This is a genomic window from Streptomyces monashensis, from assembly GCF_001866665.1.
Lineage (GTDB): Bacteria > Actinomycetota > Actinomycetes > Streptomycetales > Streptomycetaceae > Streptomyces > Streptomyces monashensis.
Genome location: NZ_MLYO01000074.1, coordinates 17014 through 35134 on the forward strand (window position 1 = coordinate 17014; position 18121 = coordinate 35134).

Consider the following 18121-nt stretch of genomic DNA (forward strand, 5'->3'; position numbering starts at 1 on the left):
CCGGCGCATCAAGCGCGCCGGTGGCGCCCGGTTCAGCCCTGGTGGGCGCGCAGGGCCGCGAGAGCCCGGTCGGCGTGGGTGTTCATGCGCAGCTCGCTGCGCACGACCTCCAGCACGGTGCGGTCCTGGGCGATGACATAGGTGACACGTTTGGTGGGGGCGAGGGAGAAACCGCGCTTGACGCCGAACCGCTCCCGCACGGTGCCGTCGGCGTCGGAGAGCAGCGGCATGCCGAGGCTGTGGGCACCGGAGAATTCCTGCTGCTTGTCGACCGTGTCACCGCTGATGCCGACGGGCCGGGCCCCGGCGGCGGCGAACTCGGCGGCGAGGTCGCGGAAGTGGCAGGCCTCGGCGGTGCAGCCGGGGGTCATGGCGGCGGGGTAGAAGAAGAGGACCACGGGCCCGTCGGCCAGCAGCTCGGTGAGCCTGCGGGTGGTGCCCGTCTCGTCGGGCAGAGCGAAGTCCTCGACCCTGCTCCCGATCTCGATGCGTTCGGTCACGACCGTCCCTCCTCGTTTCGGGCGACTGCGCGCCCCGTCGCGCCGGCCGCACCGCGTTTCGGCCCGGCCGGCCTGCGGCCGGATATTACTGGACGGTAAAGGGGGCGACCGCACCGCCGCCCCCTACGACGACGGACCGTCAGCCCGTCACCGGCGAGGCGGCGTCGGCCTCCCGGCCGGAGTCCTCCTCGACCGTGTACGCGAGGAAGTCGTCGACCATGCGGTGGAAGAGCGTCGCCATCTGCCGCAGCTCCTCGGGCCGCCAGCCGGCGAGGGCGAGCTGCATCCCCCGGGCCCCGGCCTCCCGGATCCGTCCGACGGCCTCCCGCCCGGCGTCGGTCAGCTGGATCCGCTGAGCCCGCCGGTCGTCGGGGTCCGGGACCCGGCTGACGTAGCCGGCCCGCTGGAGCTGCTGGACGGTCCGGGTCACGTGCGAGGCCTCCACGCCCAGGCGCTGCGCCAGCTCGCCCGGCCGCAACGGCTCGGAGTCGGCGATCTGCCGCAGCAACGCCACCGCGGCCCGGTCCAGCGGCACACCGGCCAGCCCCATCAGCCGCTCGTGCTGCCGGGATCGCGTACTGAGGTAGGTGACGCGCGTCAGAGCGCGCTCGATCTCGACGACCTCCGGGGAGGCGACGGGCAGGTCGGACAGAGATTCCGTGGGCATGCCCACCAGTCTATCAGTTCGTTGCGTAAGTCAAGTAACTTCCGCAGACCTTTGCCCGACGCCGGCCGACGCCACCGGACGCGTGTCGTACGGGCCGCCCCCCGGCACCCCCGTGCTGCAATCGGCAGAACCACGACCCACCCCGAGGAACCCCGGAGGAACCCATGGCCTTCGCCGTCGTCGCCCAGTACCAGTGCGCGCCCGCCGATGTGGACACCGTGCGTGACGCGCTGCGCAAGATGCGCGAACTGGTCGCGTCCGAGCCCGCGAACCTCGCCTACGAGGCGCACGAGGTGGTGGACCAGCCAGGGGCGTTCCTGCTGTACGAGCGGTACACCGACCGCGACGGCTTCGAGGCGCACAAGCGGACGGACCACTTCGCGGAGCTGATCCGGGGCACGGTGTTCCCGTTGCTGAAGGAGCGGACCATCACCTTCGCCGAGACCGTCTGACCCGGACGCCCCGGGCGCCGCCCCGGAACGCGTCGTCCGGACCCGGGCCGAGACGGGCGGCACGGCGGAACGCCGGTCCGCTCCGGCGCAGGCGGGCGGGGTAGCGGCGCGGGGGTTCGTCCCGGGGGACGTCCCGGGTGTCCCCGGGGACACCGGAACGGCATTCCGGCGGCGCGCCACGGAAACGCTGGCTGTCGTGATCACTGCTCGTGGTCACGAGAACGACAGCCGGAGGTTGCCATGATCCGACAGACCCTCAAGGGCGGTCTGCTGGCCACGGTCGCGGTCCTCGCATTCCTGCCCACGGCGGCCGGGGCCGCGCCCGTCGACGCCGCCGCCTCGTCCCCGGTACCCGGCGCGATCAGCCAGTACCGCGCCGACCACAACCACCACGCCCCGTACCGCATCCACCACCGCAGGCACTCCGCGTACCGCCTGCACCGCCACCACCTGCGCCGCGCGTACCACGCCCGCCGGTTCCACCACTACACCGTCCAGGGAATGGCGTACCGCCCGGTCGGCGCGGCGGCACCGTACCGCGTCCGTCCGTACCGCACCTACGGCCGCGTCACCACCGGGTACGCGGGACTCAACGTCCGATCCGGCCCGGGCACCGGCTACCGGGTGATCGGCCACCGGCAGGCGGGCCGGTACCTGCACCTCACCTGCCGGACGCACGGCTCGTGGGTCCACGGCAACCGCACCTGGTACCGCCTCGCCCACCACAGGGGCTACGTCTCGGCGTACTACGTCCGCACCCGCCGCGCCCTGCCCTGGTGCTGACGGCCCCTCACCGCCGCACCACTCAGACACCGAAGGCCCGTTCGACGATCCCCGAACGGGCCTTCGGTACGCCCACGCTTCACCTTCCTCATACCTCACCGTGTGTTGCGCACGCCGCACTCCCGGGAAGCCATTCCGACAACAGGGGCGAAACCTCCCATAGGGGAGCCCATAGCGGAAAAGGGAGTCGAGGACGCACGATGCGGCACCCTCAGGCATCGACAGCATCGACATCGACCACGCCGGACGAGCCACTGGTGGCGGGACTGCGCGCGCTGAAGGACCGCACGGGACTGAGCCTGGCGGCGCTCGCCGCCCGCACTCCGTACAGCAAGTCCGCGTGGCACCGCTATCTGTCCGGCGGCACGCCGCCACCCCGGCCCGCCGTGGAGGCGCTGTGCCGGCTCGCCGGCGCCGATCCCGACGCCGTGCTCGCCGAGTGGGCTCCGGTGGATGCGAGCGACATGCCCCCGCCGGCGCCGGACACGACGGACGGGCCGGACACGACGGGCGCGAACTGCGCCGAGGAGTCCGGCCGGGTTCGGTCACGCCGCGCGTCCGGTCGCCCCTTCTGGCTGCCGCTGTCGGCGCTCGCCGTGTTCGGCGCGGTCACGGCAGTGGCCGCCACCGTGATCCTGGCCGCCCGTCCGGGCACCGCGCCCACCGCGCACACGCTGCCGGCGGTGCCGCGCTGCCACGCCCGCTCGTGCCGGGGCGAGCTGCCCGACGCCTCGGTGTGCGCCCGGGACGCGCGCACCACAAGCTCGGTCACCGACCCCGCCTACACGGTCCGGCTGCGCTGGTCGGCGGCGTGCGGCACCGTCTGGTCCCAGGTCCGGCTGCGCTCGGCACGGGCCCACGAGGTGTCGGTACGGAAGGGGGAGGACGTGCTGTCGGCCAGCTATCCGGCGGACGACACCGCCGGCGACAGCAGTCCGATGCTGTCGGTGTCCTCGCCCCAGGGCGTGGAGGCGTGCGCCGAGGTGGGCGGGGAACTGGCGTGCACGGGGCGGGACGTGACGCCGGCCGACCTGGGGTGACCTTACGCGCGGGCCGGGCGGGTCAGCCGCCGCGACGGGGGTCCACAGCACCCCGAGAATCACTTGCTTGACTCAATTAAGTCGCATGTGTTTGCCTAACTCAAGTAAGTCACCGCGGCGCCGCCCCTTCCCGCCCGCGGTTTCTCATCCCATCCGGTCTCCCGAGAGCGAGTCACCTCATGGCCACCATGAAGTCCGTACAGACCGGCACCGCCGGGCAGATCGCCGTCGTGGACGTCGAGCGTCCGCGGCCCGGGCCGAAGGACGTCCTCGTGCGGATCCGCGCCTGCGGCATCTGCGGCACCGACGTCACGTTCCTGCGCATGGGCGGCATGCCGGCCCGGGCACACCTGGGCGGCGCACTCGTCCCGGTGGCCCTCGGCCATGAGCCGGCCGGGGAGATCGTCGAGGTCGGGGCCGGGGTGACGGGGCTCAAGGCCGGAGACCGCGTCGTGGTCAATCCGCAGGACGCGCCCACGGGGATCATCGGCTGCGGCGGGCGGTACGGCGGGATGAGCGAGTACCTGCTGATCGAGAACGCCGTACCCGGCCGGAGCGTCGCCGTGTTCCCCGACACCGTGCCCTTCGACGTCGCCTCGCTCAACGAGCCGATGGCGGTCGCCCTGCACTGCGTCAACCGGTCCGGGGCACAGCCGTCCGAGAAGGTGGCGGTCTTCGGCGCCGGGCCCATCGGACTGGGCGCCGCGATCTGGCTGAAGTTGCGGGGCGTGGCGCACGTGACCGTGGTCGACGTACTGCCCGACCGGCTTCGCACGGCGCTCGCCGTCGGCGCGGACGCGGTGATCAACTCGGCGGAGGAGGACGCGGCCGCCCGGCTGACCGAGCTGCACGGACAGAGCGCCAACGCCCTCGGCCGGCCCCGGCCGGGCACCGATGTCTACATCGACGCCGCCGGAGCCGCCGCCGTCTTCGACACCGTCGTCGGTGCCGCCAAGTGGGGTGCCCGCCTGGTCATGGTCGCCGTGCAGAAGAAGAGCGCCGAGATCGATCTCGGCGGCATGCTGCGCAGCGAGCTGACACTCATCGCCTCCCAGGGGTACCCGACCGAGATCTTCGAGGTCACGCCCCAACTGATCGAGCACCATGCGCGCTTCGCCCGCCTGATCAGCCACCGCGTGCCCGTCACCGAGGCCGACCACGCCTTCGAGCTGGCGCTCACCCCGGGCGCGGCGGAGAAGGTCGTGGTGACCTTCGATGCGTGAGCGGGTGCGTGAACGCAGGGTGGGGCGGGCCCGGGTGAGCGGAGGCCAGGCGTGGACGGCTCCGGAGCAGGGGCCCGGGGTCGCGGGGGGGTCAGCGCGCGGGGCGTGCCACCGGGGCCAGCCACAGGCCGACGATCGCGTCGGCGAGCCCGTCGGCCGCACCCGCCCAGGTGGCGCGCGGGGTCGGGGCGCCCTCGGCGAGTGCACGTTCCCGCTCGGCACAGGTATGCAGGATCAACTGCCGGACCATCTGGCCGCGTTCGGCACGGACCTCGGGCGGCAGCTCGGGCAGGGCGCGGTTCAGCGCCTCGATCGCCCGGCACAGCGCGGGGGAGGTCATGGACTCCTCGACCATGATCTCGTGCAGCGCCGGGTCGGTCATCACCTGCGCGCAGAACCGGGCGTACCAGGTGGGGCTGCCGAGCCCGGCCAGGTGCTCGGTGACCGGGCGCACCAGGCAGTCGACCCAGTCGCGTACGTCCATGGAGTCGCCGGCCGCCTCCAGCGCACGCTCGCGCAGCGTCTCGATGCGTTCGGCGTGCCTGCGGGCCACCGCGCGGACCAGGTCCGCCTTGGTGCCGAAGTGGTAGCCGACCGCGGCGTTGTTGCCCTGGCCGGCGGCCTCGCTGACCTGGCGGTTGGAGACGGCGTACACGCCGTGCTCGGCGAACAGCCGCTCCGCCGCGGTCAGGATCGCCTCCCGGGTCGCGCTCACCTGCTCGGCCCGCGCCGTCCTGCGCGCCATGCTCACCACCGCTCCGGGACTGCGCAGCGCCCCGGGGCGGCCAGTCCCACGCACCGCCCCAGGTCCTCGACCGGGGCGGCGAGGTCCAGCCCGAGAAGCCTACGGTGTGCGCTCGCGCCACCACGGCCAGGCCCCGCGTACGGCGCCTTTTCGGCTCGCTGAAATAAGTCAATCAATTGACTTAAGCTTACGCCCACCGTTCCCGCTCTTTCCTTGTCGGTTTCCACCCCTTGCCCCGGAAGGTTCTCCTCATGTCCGACACCCCCGTCCGGCCCGCCGAAGTCGGCAGATCCGCTCCGTCCCGGCCCGGTGCCGTGGTCGCGGTGCTGGCCCTCGCCGGTATCACCGTGTCCCTGATGCAGACCCTGGTGATCCCGATCGTCCCGGAGCTGCCGACGTACCTGAACGCCTCCGCGTCGAACGCCGCCTGGGCCGTGACGGCGACCCTGCTGGCCGCGGCCGTGGCCACGCCGATGGCCGGCCGGATCGGCGACATGTTCGGCAAGCGGCTGATGCTGCTGATCAGTCTGGTGCTGCTGGTCTGCGGCTCGGTCGTGTGCGCGCTGAGCGACGCGCTGGTCCCGATGATCGTCGGCCGTACCCTCCAGGGCCTCGCCTCCGCGGTGGTCCCGCTGGGCATCAGCATCATGCGCGACGAGCTGCCGCCGGAGAAGCTGGCGGGCTCGACGGCGCTCATGAGCGCCTCGCTGGGCGTCGGTGGCGCGCTCGGTCTGCCGGCCGCGGCCTTCCTCGCGGACCACTTCGACTGGCATGTGCTGTTCTGGACCTCCGCGGCCCTCGGCGTCGTCGCCTTCGCGCTGGTCATGCTCCTGGTCCCGGAGTCGACGGTGCGCTCGGGCGGCCGCTTCGACGCGGTCGGCTCCGCCGGTCTGGCGGTGGGCCTGGTCTCGCTGCTGCTCGCCGTGTCCAAGGGCGCCGACTGGGGCTGGACGAGCGGCACCACGCTCGGTCTGCTGGCGCTCGCGGCCGTCGTCCTCGTCGTCTGGGGCGTCTTCGAGCTGCGGACCCCCCAGCCGCTGGTCGACCTGCGCACCACGGCCCGCCGTCAGGTGCTCTTCACCAACCTCGCCTCGATCGCGTTCGGGTTCTCGATGTTCGCGATGTCCCTGGTGCTCCCGCAGCTGCTCCAGCTACCGGCCCAGACGGGCTACGGCCTCGGCAGGTCGATGCTGACCGTCGGTCTTGTCATGGCTCCGCAGGGGCTGGTCATGATGGCCTTCGCCCCGGTCTCCGCCGCCGTCACCAAGGCGAAGGGGCCGAAGGTCACGCTCATGATCGGCGCCGTGATCGTCGCGGCGGGCTACGGCATCAACATCGTCCTGATGTCCGAGGTCTGGCATCTGATCCTGGTCTCGTGCGTCATCGGCGCGGGCGTCGGCTTCGCCTACGGCGCCATGCCGGCCCTGATCATGGGCGCGGTCCCGCCCTCGGAGACGGCCGCCGCGAACAGCCTCAACACGCTGATGCGGTCCATCGGCACCTCGGTCGCCAGCGCGGTCGCAGGCGTGATCCTGGCGCAGATGACGACCAGCCTCGGCGGGCACGCGCTGCCGTCCGAGAACGGGTTCAAGGTCGTCATGGCGATCGGCGCGGGCGCGGCCGTCCTCGCCTTCGTCCTCGCCTCCTTCCTCCCCCGCCACCGCCCGGCCACCCCGGCCCCGGCCCCGGCCGCCGCCGAGCCCTCGGCCGAGGCGGTGGCCTGAGCCGACCCTCCCGGCGCACGGCGCGCCGAGGCCTACGAACGGGGACGGCCCCGGCGCTGCGACCTGCCGAGGCGGCCACGCCGACGAGGATCGGCCGAGACCGGCTGGGAGTGGGCCGGGGGCCGGTGCCCCGTGCCGCGCTCTGCCCCACCGTCCCCGGAACGGACCGTACGCGCGGCTCCGTTCCGCCCGACCCGTCCCGCCGGAGTCCCTCCGGTGCGGAGAAGGAACCGTCGTGCGCGTCGTGATCGCCGAGGACAACGCCCTCCTCCGGGAGGGCCTGGTGCTGTTGCCGGAGTCGGCCGGGCACGAGGTGGCCGCCGTCGTGGGCAGCGGGCCGGAGATCCTGCCGGCGCTGCTCGCCCAGCGGCCCGACATCGCCGTACTGGACGTACGGATGCCGCCCGGCCTCCGTGACGAGGGGCTGTGTGCGGCGCCGGCGGCGCGTGAGCGGCTGCCGGGACTGCCGGTCCTGGTGCTCTCGCAGTACGTCGAGGAGTCGTACGCGGCAGAGGTGCTGAGCGGTGGGGCGCGTGGGGTGGGATTACCTGCTCAAGGACCGGGTGGGCTGTGTGGACGAGGTCCTCGACGCGCTGGACCGGGTCGCGCGCGGCGGCACGGCCCTCGACCCCGAGGTGGTGACGGAGTTGATGGGCCGCCACGCGGGCTCGCCCCTGGACGCGCTCACCCCGCGCGAGCGGGAGGTGCTGCGGCTGATGGCCGAGGGCCACGACAACACCACCATCACCCGGTCGCTCGTCATCACCGAACGCTCCGTCAGCAAGCACATCGGCAACGTCTTCCTGAAGCTGGGCCTGCCGCCGAGCGACAGCGGGCACCGCAGGGTGCCGGCGGTGCCCGCCTGTCTGCGGCACGCCCGGCACGCCTGATCGCCATGCCCCGCGGGCCCGTTCAGGGGAACCCGCGGGCGAAGGCGCGTGTGGCCTGCGGAAGCGGTCGAGGACTTCAGCCGTGACCGCCGTACCCCCGCCCCTGCCGCTCATCGCGCCGATGCTCGCCACGCCCGGCGCACTGCCGCCCGCAGCCCAGGACGCGCGCTGGGCGTACGAGACCAAACAGGACGGTCAGCGGGCGATGGTGTACCTGCCCGGCGACGGCGGTGTGCTCCTGCGTGCCCGGTCGGGCGAGGACATCACCGCGGCCTATCCCGAACTCCGGCCGCTCGGCGCCGCCCTGGGCACGACGCCCGCCGTGCTGGACGGTGAGGTGCTGGCCCTGGACGAGCACGGGCGGGCCGACTTCCAGCTGTTGCAGAGCCGGATGGGGCTCGCCCACTCCCCCGCGCGGGCGGCGCGCAGGGCGGCCGGGACGCCGGTCCATCTGGTCCTCTTCGACGTGCCCTTTCTGGGTGAGTCCCTGGTCCGGCAGTCGTACGTACGGCGGCGGGTACGGCTGCAGGAGCTGGGGCTGGCGGGGCCCTACTGGTCGGTGCCGGGCGCGGTCACCGGGCACGGCGCGGAGGCGCTCGCGGCGACCAGGGAGCACGGTCTGGAGGGGCTGGTGTGCAAGCGGTTGGACTCGGTGTACGAGCCCGGGGTGCGCTCCCGAGCCTGGATCAAGATCCGGAACATGCGGTCCGTGGACGTGATCGTCGGCGGCTGGCTGCCGGGGAGGGGGCGGCTGGCCGGACTGCCCGGAGCCCTGTTGGCCGGCCAGCGCGCGGGCGGCGGTCGGCTGCGGTACGTCGGCGGGGTCGGCACCGGCTGGAGCGAGGCGGAGCGCCTGGAGCTGGCCCGGCTGCTCGATGCCGCGGCGAGCGCACGGTGTCCCTTCGACCCGGTCCCGCGGATCGCGGGCGCCCACTGGGTGCTGCCGCGGCTGGTGGGCGAGGTCTCCTACAGCACCCGCACCCGCAACGGGTTGCTGCGCCAGCCGGTCTGGCAGCGGCTGCGCCCGGACCTCTCACCGCAGGAGTCCGCGGCCGACCTGCCCGAAGACCTTCGCTGAACGCCGAAGGTCTATCGTGTGCGCATGCCGGTTCCCGAATTGATCCGTATCGTCTCCCGCGACTCGCCCATGGCCCTGGCTCAGGTCGACCGGGTCCGCGCCGAGTTGGCCGCACTGCACCCGGAACTGCGCACCGAGGTCGTCCCGGTGAAGACCACCGGTGACAAGTGGCTCGGCGATCTGTCCCAGGTCGAGGGCAAGGGGGCGTTCACCAAGGAGGTGGACGCGGCCCTGCTGGCCGGGAAGGCCGACCTCGCGGTGCACTGCGTGAAGGACGTGCCCGCCGACCGGCCGCTGCCCGCCGGGACGGTGTTCGCCGCCTTCCTGAAGCGGGACGACATCCGGGACGCGCTGGTCCACCCGGACGGGCTCACCCTGGACGAGCTGCCCGCCGGCACCCGGATCGGCACCTCCTCGGTGCGTCGGGTCGCCCAACTCGCCGCCACGCACCCGGATCTGGAGTGCGTGCCGTTCCGCGGCAACGACAACCGCCGGCTGGCGAAGCTCGCCGAAGGCGAGGCCGACGCGCTGCTGCTCGCGGTGGCGGGACTGGAGCGGATCGGCCGGACCGACGTGATCAGCGAGGTGCTGTCCACGGAGACGATGATGCCGCCGATCGGCGCGGGCATCCTCGCCCTGCAGTGCCGGGAGGACGACACCGGCGTCATCGACGCGGTCACCGGTCTCGGCGACCCGGACACGCACCGGGAGGCGCTGGCCGAGCGGATGTTCCTGCATGTGCTCCAGGGCCACTGCAACAGCCCCATCGCCGGGTACGCGCGCGTGGACCGCAGCGGGGAACTCTCCCTGCGCGCCTGTGTGTTCACGCCCGACGGCAAGACCCGGCTGAACGCCCACGAGTGGGCCGGGCGGCTCGATCCGGCCACCCTCGGCACCTCGGTCGCGGTGGCGCTGCTGCGGCAGGGCGCCCGGGAGATCATCGACGGCATCCCGCACTGACGTCGTACGGCGCGCGGGCCTGCGGGCTCAGGCGGAGCCCGGCTCCGTCTGGTCCCGCAGGAAGGCGCTGACCTGGTGGGCGAGGCCGGCCTGGGGGCTGCCCGTCGGGGCGGCCGCGGCGGAGGCCTCCTGGACGCCGATGCCGCCGGCCCACAGTCGGCGGTCGGTCCACTCCTCCTCCACCCGCAGCTGCACCTGTACGTCCACGTGGGTCAGGGCGGTCTCGGGGGCGGCGGCGTAGAGCACGGCGGTGGCCCGGCGCAGCGGATAGACGTCGAAGCCCTCGATGAACTGGGAGTTGCGCCAGTCCATGAACGCGGCCTCGCCGTCCGGGCCGACGCGGACGTCGATCTGACCGTCCTCCAGGTGGATGCCGTAGTGCCGCGCACCGCGGTTCTCGACGGTCACCCGGACACTGAAGTACGTCAGCCCGACGGCGGCGTCGTCGCGTCCGCGCGGCGGCTCCGCCGCCTCCAGGCGGTGGACGCGGACCCGCAGACCGGCATGCTCGTCGTACTCGTGCCAGTCCCCGACCACGTTCGGCTCGTACACAGTGCCCCTCTCGACCTATCGAGAGCTGCTGTCTATCTGTGCGCTCAGCGCACTGTCAAATGCGCAGAATGCGCTGTGGCCAGCGGGTTCGCCCGCTTTGATCGCTGATCAAGCGCTGCCCAGGAAGAATCCGTCACCGGGCCCTTTTCCGGGGGTACGCGCGCGTGCCGCACATCACGTCCGTACAAGATCGGCGGGCCGCGCGAGCGCGATCACCGGGCCAGGCGGCCGAGCAACGAGGAGGCGGCCGCGATGCCGAGCGCGGCGGCCACCGCGAGCACCGCGAAATCGGCGCCGAGATGCGACGGTGTGCCGAGGAGCAGCCCGCGCAGCGCGTCGACTTGATAGCTCAGCGGGTTGACCTTGCTGACGGCCTGGAGCCAGCCCGGCATCACCGAAACGGGGTAGAGCGCGTTGGAGCCGAAGAAGAGCGGCATGGTGATCGCCTGGCCGATGCCCATCAGCCGGTCGCGGCTGATCACGATGCCCGCGATGGTCATCGACAGGCAGGAGAAGAAGGCGGACGCGAGCACGACGGCCGCGGCGACGCCGAGCAGCCTGAGCGGGTTCCAGGTCAGCGCCACGCCGAGGATCGCCGCGATGACGATGACGACGACGGCCTGGATCAGGGACTTCACACCGGCGGCGAACGCCTTGCCGGTGATGAGTGCCGAGCGGGGTGTCGGGGTGACGAGGAGCTTGTTCAGGATGCCCGCGTCGCGCTCCCAGATGATCTGGATGCCGTAGAAGATCGCGATGAACATCGCCGACTGGGCGATGATGCCGGGCGCCATGAAGTCGATGTAGGGGACGCCGCCGGTGGGGATCGCCCGGATGCGGGTGAAGGTCTGGCCGAAGATCAGCAGCCACAGGGCGGGCTGGACGGCGCGGGTGTACAGCTCGGTGCGGTCATGGCGCAGTTTCTGCAGCTCCACCGCGCACATGGCGCCGACCCGGGCGGGCAGCAGCCGCCAGCCGGCGCGGGGCACCGGCGGGGTGAGCAGAAGATCCGTGTGGTCAGCCGACTCGGTGCGCGGTGCGGCGGGTGCTGCGGACATCGCGGAAACCTCCTCCGGACGTGTCGTCGAGGCCGCTGCCGGCGATGGCGCGGAAGACGTCCTCCAGCGTGGGCAGGGTGTCGGTGCCCTGGTGTTCGGCGAGACCCCGGCGCAGCTCGGCCGGGGTGCCGAGGGCGCGGATCCGGCCGCGGTGCATGAGGCCGACCCGGTCGCAGTACTGGTCGGCCTCGTCCATGTAGTGGGTGGTGACGAGGACGGTCATGCCGGTCACGGCGCGCACGGCGTTGATGTGCTCCCACACGCCGGTGCGGGCGATCGGGTCCAGGCCGATCGTCGGCTCGTCGAGGATCAGCAGCCGGGGTGCGCTGACCAGGGCCTGGGCGAGTTCGAGGCGGCGGATCATGCCGCCGGAGTAGGTGCCGGCGAGCCGGTCGGCGGCGAGGGCCTGGGCGACGCGGGCGGCGCGCTCGCGCCGGGGCACGTCGAAGACCCGGGCGAACAGGGCGACGTTCTCCCGGCCGGTGAGGCCCTGGTCGGCGGAGAGCTGCTGCGGGACGTAGCCGAGGAGCCGGCGCACCGCCATGCGTTCCTTCGCCGCGTCGTGGCCGAAGACCCGGACCTTCCCGGCGGGGACGGGCAGCAGCGTGGTGACGCAGCGGATGGCGGTGGTCTTGCCGGCGCCGTTGGGGCCGAGCAGTCCGAACACCTCGCCCTCGCGGACGGCGAGGTCCAGTCCGTCGACGGCCTTGGTGTCGCCGAACGCGTAGCTCAGGGAGGCGCAGGAGACGGCGTCGGCGACGCCCTCGGCCCCTCCGTCGGCCACGCCGGTACTCTCGTCCGTCGTCCTGCCCGGACCTGGGTCCTGTTCCTCGGGCTGCGTCATGGCTTCTCTGTCTCCTCGTGCTCCTCGTGCAGGGTGACGGCCAGCTTGCGCAGCGCCGGAAGGGCCGCGCGGAGGGCTTCCCGGTCGGCCTCGTCGAGCCGTGAGACGTGCCGGGACACCAGCTCGGCCCGGCGGCGCTGCCAGTCGGCGAGTCTCTTCTCGGCGGACCCGGTGAGCAGCAGGCGGGCCGCCCGGCGGTCGGCCGGGTCGGTCTCGCGGACCAGATAGCCGCCCTTGACCAGCTGGTTGACCAGGGTCGACACGGAGTTGCCCGCCAGGTGCAGCGCCCTGGCGGCGTCCGAGATGCCGATGCCGGGCCGGGACTCGACCAGCCGCAGCAGCTCCACCTCGGCACCGCGCAGCCGGGGCAGGGCGAGCCCGCCGCGCAGACGGCGCCGGATCAGCCGCTGGATGCGCACCAGCGTGTCCGCCAGCTCCTCCGGATAGCTCTCGTGTTCCACATTCGAAGATTACCTCTGCTACAGAGGTATTTCCCCCCGGACGGCGGTCAAAGGAGAGGTCAAGGAGCGCGAACCGGGCCGCTCAGTGGAGACTGGTGCCAGACCGTCCCCGACCCCAGGACGCGACCGCCATGAACCACAAGACCCCTGCCGACGGTGGACCGCGCAGACGGGACGTCGTCTCCACGCACTCCGTCTTCGGCGCCCCGTGCTGGGTGAGCCTGACCAGCCGCGACCTCGCGGCCACCCAGGAGTTCTACACGGCCGTCCTCGGCTGGCGCTGGCGCGGCGTGAAACTGGGCGAGCACTTCCGTATCGCGCTGGCCGACGGGGTGCCGGTGGCGGGGATCGCGGCCGTCGCCGCGATGTGGCAGATGGCGGTGGCCTGGACGCCGTACTTCGCGGTGCCGGACGCCGACACGGCCGTGGCCCGGGCCCGCGAGCGCGGCGGTACGGCGGCCGTCGGACCGCTGTCCTTCCCGCCGGGCCGGGCCGCGCTGCTCGCCGACCGGGACGGGGCGACGTTCGGGATCTGGCAGGGGGAACTGGTCGGCAACTGGGAGGCCTGGCGCCGCGCGTCGCCGACCTTCATCCGGCTGCACACGCGCGACGCCTTCGACGCCGCGCTGTTCTACGGCGAGATCCTGGACTGGGCGTCCGGGAAGCCCGGCTGCTGCGAGGTGGAGTACGAGGGCGGCGAGGTGGTGCTGCGCAGCCAGGGCGACATCGTGGCCCGGATCGACTCCGGCGCGGTGGAGTCGGCGCCGGATCCGTCCGTACGGCCGCACTGGCAGATCCACTTCGCCGTCGCGGACGTCCTGGGCTGTGCCCGCACGGCGGAGAAGCACGGCGGCAGTGTGCTGAGCGAGGCGGAGGACGAGGCGATCCTGCGGGACCCGGACGGGGCCCAGTTCACGGTCACCTCGCACCGGCAGCGCTGAGCGCTCCGCCGGCTGTGCCGATGTGCGGCTCCGCCGGGGGGCCGCGATGCGCCGTCGCGCGTCCGCGGGTCCGTCGCGGCCGGTCGCGCCCGCGCGGCGGCAGCCGCATGTCGAACACGGCCCCGCGCCCCTTCGGGGCGCTGCCGTCCCGCACCGGACTTCGCCGGACCCGCTCAGAGGGTGTCGCCGCCTAGCGGGTGACGCGCGACGGCCTGGACAGCACGACCAGGCCGCGTGCCTCCACCCGGAGCCTCGCACCCGCCTTGTGTTCGCGCTCGTCCGGGATGCCGTCCGCGTCGGCCGTGTCGATCAGCGTCGTCCAGCGTTCGGCGAACGCGGGGCCGGGCAGCCGGAAGACGACGGGTTCCCAGTAGCCGTTGACGAGGAGCAGGAAGGAGTCGTCGGTCATCCGGCGCCCGTAGGAGTCGCGTTCGGCGATGGCGTCGCCGTTGAGGAACACCGTCACCGAGTGCGCGTCGCCGCGCTGCCAGTCCCGGTCGGTCATCTCGCGGGCGTCGGGCCGCAGCCACATCAGGTCGGGCAGCGGCTGGTCGGCGTTGGTCGCGGTCTCACCGCGGAAGAACCGGCGCCGGCGCAGCACGGGGTGGGCGGCGCGCAGGGCGATCAGGTACCGGGTGAACGCCGTCAACGACCGCTGTTCGTGGGTGAGTTCCCAGTCGATCCAGGAGATCTCGTTGTCCTGGCAGTAGGCGTTGTTGTTGCCGCGCTGGGTGCGGCCGAGTTCGTCGCCGTGGGAGAGCATCGGGATGCCCTGCGAGAGCAGCAGCGTCGCCAGCAGGTTGCGCTGCTGGCGGGCGCGCAGTTCGAGGATGCCCGGGTCGTCGGTGTCGCCCTCGGTCCCGCAGTTCCAGGAGCGGTTGTGGCTCTCGCCGTCCCGGTTCTCCTCGCCGTTGGCCTCGTTGTGCTTGTCGTTGTACGACACGAGGTCGCGCAGCGTGAAACCGTCGTGCGCGGTGACGAAGTTGACGCTCGCGCGGGGGCGGCGCCGGCTGTGCTGGTACAGGTCGGAGGAGCCGGTCAGCCGGGAGGCGAACTCGCCGAGCGAACCGCGCTCGGCCCGCCAGAAGTCCCGTACCGCGTCCCGGTACCTGCCGTTCCACTCGGACCACAGCGGCGGGAAGTTGCCCACCTGGTAGCCGCCCTCGCCCACGTCCCAGGGTTCGGCGATCAGCTTGACGCGGCTGATCACCGGGTCCTGCTGGATGAGGTCGAAGAACGCCGAGAGCCGGTCCACCTCGTGGAACTGCCGGGCGAGGGTGGCCGCGAGGTCGAAGCGGAAGCCGTCGACGTGCATCTCGGTCACCCAGTACCGCAGCGAGTCCATGATGAGCTGCAGGACGTACGGGTGGCGCATGAGCAGGCTGTTGCCGGTGCCGGTGGTGTCGTAGTAGTGCGCCCAGTCGCCGTCGACCAGCCGGTAGTAGGAGGCGTTGTCGATGCCCCGGAAGGACAGGGTCGGGCCCCGCTCGTCGCCCTCGGCCGTGTGGTTGTAGACGACGTCGAGGATCACTTCGAGGCCGGCCGCGTGCAGCGCCTTCACCATCGCCTTGAACTCGTTGACCTGCTGGCCCCGGGTGCCGAAGGCGGCGTAGGCGTTGTGCGGGGCGAAGAAGCCGATGGTGTTGTAGCCCCAGTGGTTGGCCAGGCCCCGGTCCTGCAGGACGCCGTCCTGCACGAACTGGTGCACCGGCATCAACTCCACCGCCGTCACCCCGAGCGAGGTCAGGTGCTCGACGACCGCGGGGTGCGCGAGGCCGGCGTAGGTGCCGCGCAACCGCTCCGGCACGTCCGGGTGGGTGCGGGTCAGGCCGCGCACGTGGGCCTCGTAGATGACCGAGTCGGCATAGGGCGTGCGGGGCGGGCGGTCGTCGCCCCAGTCGAAGTACGGGTCGGCCACCACGCCCAGCATGGAGTGCCCGGCGCTGTCGGCGGGCGCCGGGCCGTCGGGGGCGCGCTCGTACAGCGAGGGGTGGTTGTCGATCTGGCCGTCGACGGCCAGGGCGTACGGGTCGAGCAGCAGCTTCGCCGGATTGCACCGGTGGCCCAGGGACGGCTGCCAGGGTCCGTGCACGCGGTACCCGTAGCGCCGGCCGGGGGCGATGCCCGGCAGGTAGCCGTGCCAGACGAATCCGTCGACCTCGTGCAGCCGGACGGGGGTCTGCGTGCCCGCGTCGTCCAGCAGGATCAGGTCCACACGCTCGGCGACCTCGCTGAACAGTGCGAAGTTGGTGCCCTGTCCGTCGAAGGTGGCGCCCAACGGGTAGGGCTGCCCGCTCCATGCGGGCAGCCCGTGCCGGGATCTGGAGGTGCGGGACGTCACCGGCTGCCCTCCAGGGTGTCCTCGGGGGCGGCCAGCCGCGCGACCGGCAGTGCGCGCGGCACCGGGAGGCCCTGGCGCAGGGCGGGCGCGGGTGTGAGGGGCACGCGCGGGACGCGCTCGCCGGACCGGGCGCGCTGCGTGAACCAGATGATGGTGCTGCCGCGCTCCGAGGTGCAGCATCCCCAGCCGTCGCTCATGGCGGCGATGTCCGCGAGGCAGGCGCGCAGATCCTGGTCGGGGCGCAGATCGGGGTCGTCGTCGCCGAAGGCGGTGATCAGATGCTGCCCGTTCCACCACATCTCGATCGATGTGCGCCTGTCGGAGGCATGCTGGTGGATCGCCCGCAGCAGCAGCTCGGCGCCGCGGCGGACGGGGTCCGCGAGATTGTCGAGGTCCCAGTAGCGCACATGGGCGGCCAGGATGCGGCTGACCTGTCCCACCCGTTCCGGGCTGACTTCCACGTCGAGGTGGTAGTAGCAGGGCACTGCGGTCTCCATCGTCGCTTGCTCCTCACCGGCGAAGCTCGTGCTCCCCTCGCCTGTCCGGGAGGGCTCCCGGACACACAGCGTGAGTGCCGATGGCTTCTGAGTCACCTCCACGGTGCGGGCACTACGCCATTCGTGCAACACGAGCACCAGACACACCACGCGTGGTTGAAGCTCCAACAAGACGCTGCGTCGTCGTGCGTGCACCATAAGTGAAAGCCTCGATCGCCGTAACGGTGCCGTGCCCTTCCGCGCGCGGACGCCACCCGACCGTCGGGAACGCGCCCAGTCGAGAGCGTGAAAGGTGAAGACGGCGATGCTGCTCCCCGCCAAGGCCGAGGTGGCCCGGCAGTTGCGGCGTTACCGGGCGTGGGAGCGCGTGATGCTCGCCTCGCCCCACGACCGCGCGGTCCGGGCCACGTTCGAGGACTCTGGTTACACACTGTGCGTGCTGATGGGCAAACGCTGCGCCCGCGAGGCGGCGGACGCGGCCGAGCGCTATCTGCGCACGAACCTGGTCACCTACCTGCGTGAGCAGAACGGGCGGCCGAAGCGCCGCCGTTCGGCGCGAAGCGCGCCGCCACCGGAGCGGCGTTCCACGGCGTCCAGCCCCTGAGCTGGCACCGTACAAGGCGTTCCCCCCGGGACCGACGTGAGTCGGCCCGTATCGGATCGCGAAGCCGGGCCATTGGCCCGGCTTCGCGCACGGCGGAGGTGAGATACATGCGCAGGACCCCGGCCATCGGCCGTGTACCGGTACGTGACGTCCGGCCGGCCGTGGAGTGCGGCAGGCGCCCGGCGAAGGCGGTGGCCGGGGAGACCTTCCAGGTCACGGCCACCGTGTTCCGCGAAGGGCACGATGCCGTCGGTGCCAATGTGGTCCTGCGCGATCCGAAGGGCCGGCGCGGCCCGTGGACACCGATGCGGGAGCTGTCCCCCGGCAGCGACCGCTGGGGCGCGGAGGTCACCCCGGACACGACCGGCCACTGGACCTACCGGGTGGAGGCCTGGTCCGACCCGCTCACGACGTGGCGGCACCACGCGCGTGTCAAGATCCCGGCCGGTGTCGACGTCGGTCTGGTGCTGGAGGAGGGCGCCGAGTTGTTCGAGCGGGCGGCCGCCGAGGCGCCGAAGGGTGCGGAGCGCGACCTCGTCCGGGCCGCCGCACGCACGCTCGGTGACGATTCCCTGTCGGTGCGGGAGCGGCTGGCGGCGGCGCTGTCGCCCCAGGTGGCGGCGGTGCTGGCGCGTCATCCGCTGCGGGAGCTGGTCACGGCCTCCGAGGCGATGCCGCTGCTGGTGGAGCGGGAGCGGGCGCTGTTCGGGTCGTGGTACGAGTTCTTCCCGCGTTCGGAGGGCACCGCCGAGCAGCCCCAC

General features: G+C 72.6%; 19 protein-coding genes and 1 pseudogene. 11 read left to right on the forward strand and 9 right to left on the reverse strand.

Annotation, left to right across the window (positions count from 1 at the left end; all coding sequences use genetic code 11):
• Positions 1 to 32: 32 nt before the first annotated feature.
• On the reverse strand, positions 33 to 500 hold the full coding sequence (locus BIV23_RS37340; RefSeq protein ID WP_071385428.1) for a peroxiredoxin: 468 nt from the start codon (positions 498 to 500) through the stop codon (positions 33 to 35).
• A gap of 139 nt (positions 501 to 639) precedes the next feature.
• Positions 640 to 1167 (reverse strand): MarR family winged helix-turn-helix transcriptional regulator, encoded by a 528-nt coding sequence (locus BIV23_RS37345; protein ID WP_071385440.1) that lies wholly within the window; start codon positions 1165 to 1167, stop codon positions 640 to 642.
• A gap of 164 nt (positions 1168 to 1331) precedes the next feature.
• Here BIV23_RS37345 and BIV23_RS37350 point away from each other — a divergent pair, with 164 nt between their 5' ends.
• The 4 genes from BIV23_RS37350 (at position 1332) to BIV23_RS37365 (ending at position 4665) form a co-directional block, all read left to right on the forward strand.
• On the forward strand, positions 1332 to 1619 hold the full coding sequence (locus BIV23_RS37350; protein ID WP_071385429.1) for a putative quinol monooxygenase: 288 nt from the start codon (positions 1332 to 1334) through the stop codon (positions 1617 to 1619).
• A gap of 240 nt (positions 1620 to 1859) precedes the next feature.
• Positions 1860 to 2402, forward strand: coding sequence for an SH3 domain-containing protein (locus tag BIV23_RS52685; protein WP_245790833.1), 543 nt, complete (start codon positions 1860 to 1862; stop codon positions 2400 to 2402).
• Positions 2403 to 2602: 200 nt separating this feature from the next.
• Positions 2603 to 3442 (forward strand): XRE family transcriptional regulator, encoded by an 840-nt coding sequence (locus BIV23_RS37360; protein WP_079173649.1) that lies wholly within the window; start codon positions 2603 to 2605, stop codon positions 3440 to 3442.
• A gap of 179 nt (positions 3443 to 3621) precedes the next feature.
• Positions 3622 to 4665 carry a zinc-dependent alcohol dehydrogenase gene (locus BIV23_RS37365; protein ID WP_071385431.1) on the forward strand — a complete coding sequence of 348 codons (1044 nt, stop codon included), beginning with the start codon at positions 3622 to 3624 and terminating at the stop codon, positions 4663 to 4665.
• A gap of 91 nt (positions 4666 to 4756) precedes the next feature.
• Here BIV23_RS37365 and BIV23_RS37370 read toward each other — a convergent pair whose 3' ends face one another.
• Positions 4757 to 5410 carry a TetR/AcrR family transcriptional regulator gene (locus BIV23_RS37370; RefSeq protein ID WP_071385432.1) on the reverse strand — a complete coding sequence of 218 codons (654 nt, stop codon included), beginning with the start codon at positions 5408 to 5410 and terminating at the stop codon, positions 4757 to 4759.
• Between the two features lie 251 nt (positions 5411 to 5661).
• Here BIV23_RS37370 and BIV23_RS37375 point away from each other — a divergent pair, with 251 nt between their 5' ends.
• The 4 genes and pseudogenes from BIV23_RS37375 to hemC all read left to right on the forward strand — a co-directional run bounded on the left by BIV23_RS37375 (position 5662) and on the right by hemC (position 10062).
• The gene (locus tag BIV23_RS37375) at positions 5662 to 7134 is read left to right on the forward strand and encodes an MFS transporter (protein WP_071385433.1); all 1473 of its coding nucleotides are present in this window, start codon (positions 5662 to 5664) and stop codon (positions 7132 to 7134) included.
• A 235-nt stretch (positions 7135 to 7369) separates the two neighbouring features.
• Positions 7370 to 8024, forward strand: a pseudogene (locus tag BIV23_RS37380) (LuxR C-terminal-related transcriptional regulator).
• Between the two features lie 121 nt (positions 8025 to 8145).
• Positions 8146 to 9102, forward strand: a complete 957-nt coding sequence (locus BIV23_RS37385; RefSeq protein WP_079173650.1) for an ATP-dependent DNA ligase — start codon at positions 8146 to 8148, stop codon at positions 9100 to 9102.
• 18 nt (positions 9103 to 9120) lie between these two features.
• Complete coding sequence (gene hemC, locus BIV23_RS37390; protein WP_177240176.1) at positions 9121 to 10062, forward strand: hydroxymethylbilane synthase; 942 nt, start codon at positions 9121 to 9123, stop codon at positions 10060 to 10062.
• A gap of 27 nt (positions 10063 to 10089) precedes the next feature.
• Here the strand turns inward: hemC and BIV23_RS37395 are convergent, their stop codons facing one another.
• The 4 genes from BIV23_RS37395 to BIV23_RS37410 form a co-directional block, all read right to left on the reverse strand.
• On the reverse strand, positions 10090 to 10614 hold the full coding sequence (locus BIV23_RS37395; RefSeq protein ID WP_071385435.1) for a hypothetical protein: 525 nt from the start codon (positions 10612 to 10614) through the stop codon (positions 10090 to 10092).
• A gap of 212 nt (positions 10615 to 10826) precedes the next feature.
• On the reverse strand, positions 10827 to 11672 hold the full coding sequence (locus BIV23_RS37400) for an ABC transporter permease (RefSeq protein ID WP_071385436.1): 846 nt from the start codon (positions 11670 to 11672) through the stop codon (positions 10827 to 10829).
• Entirely contained in the window at positions 11632 to 12516 is an 885-nt protein-coding gene (locus BIV23_RS37405; protein ID WP_245790834.1) for an ABC transporter ATP-binding protein, read from the reverse strand. Before BIV23_RS37405 ends, BIV23_RS37400 begins: the two co-directional genes overlap by 41 nt.
• A complete protein-coding gene (locus BIV23_RS37410) occupies positions 12513 to 12977 on the reverse strand; it encodes a MarR family winged helix-turn-helix transcriptional regulator (protein WP_071385437.1) in 465 nt (154 codons plus the stop codon). Before BIV23_RS37410 ends, BIV23_RS37405 begins: the two co-directional genes overlap by 4 nt.
• Positions 12978 to 13108: 131 nt before the next feature.
• On the opposite strand from BIV23_RS37410, the gene BIV23_RS37415 reads away from it, so the two are divergent.
• Complete coding sequence (locus BIV23_RS37415) at positions 13109 to 13918, forward strand: VOC family protein (RefSeq protein ID WP_071376161.1); 810 nt, start codon at positions 13109 to 13111, stop codon at positions 13916 to 13918.
• 190 nt (positions 13919 to 14108) lie between these two features.
• Here the strand turns inward: BIV23_RS37415 and glgX are convergent, their stop codons facing one another.
• Positions 14109 to 16226, reverse strand: coding sequence for a glycogen debranching protein GlgX (gene glgX, locus BIV23_RS37420; RefSeq protein WP_071385444.1), 2118 nt, complete (start codon positions 16224 to 16226; stop codon positions 14109 to 14111).
• Positions 16227 to 16255: 29 nt separating this feature from the next.
• Positions 16256 to 16756 (reverse strand): pep a2, encoded by a 501-nt coding sequence (locus BIV23_RS37425; protein WP_071385438.1) that lies wholly within the window; start codon positions 16754 to 16756, stop codon positions 16256 to 16258.
• Between the two features lie 304 nt (positions 16757 to 17060).
• Between BIV23_RS37425 and BIV23_RS37430 the strand changes: the two genes are divergently transcribed.
• Together BIV23_RS37430 and BIV23_RS37435 are read left to right on the forward strand one after the other, a co-directional pair.
• Positions 17061 to 17360: a DUF5133 domain-containing protein gene (locus tag BIV23_RS37430; protein WP_071376163.1), complete on the forward strand. Its 300-nt coding sequence runs from the start codon at positions 17061 to 17063 to the stop codon at positions 17358 to 17360.
• Positions 17361 to 17467: 107 nt separating this feature from the next.
• Positions 17468 to 18121 (forward strand): maltotransferase domain-containing protein (locus tag BIV23_RS37435; protein ID WP_143079195.1); only part of this gene is annotated, 654 nt, incomplete at its 3' end.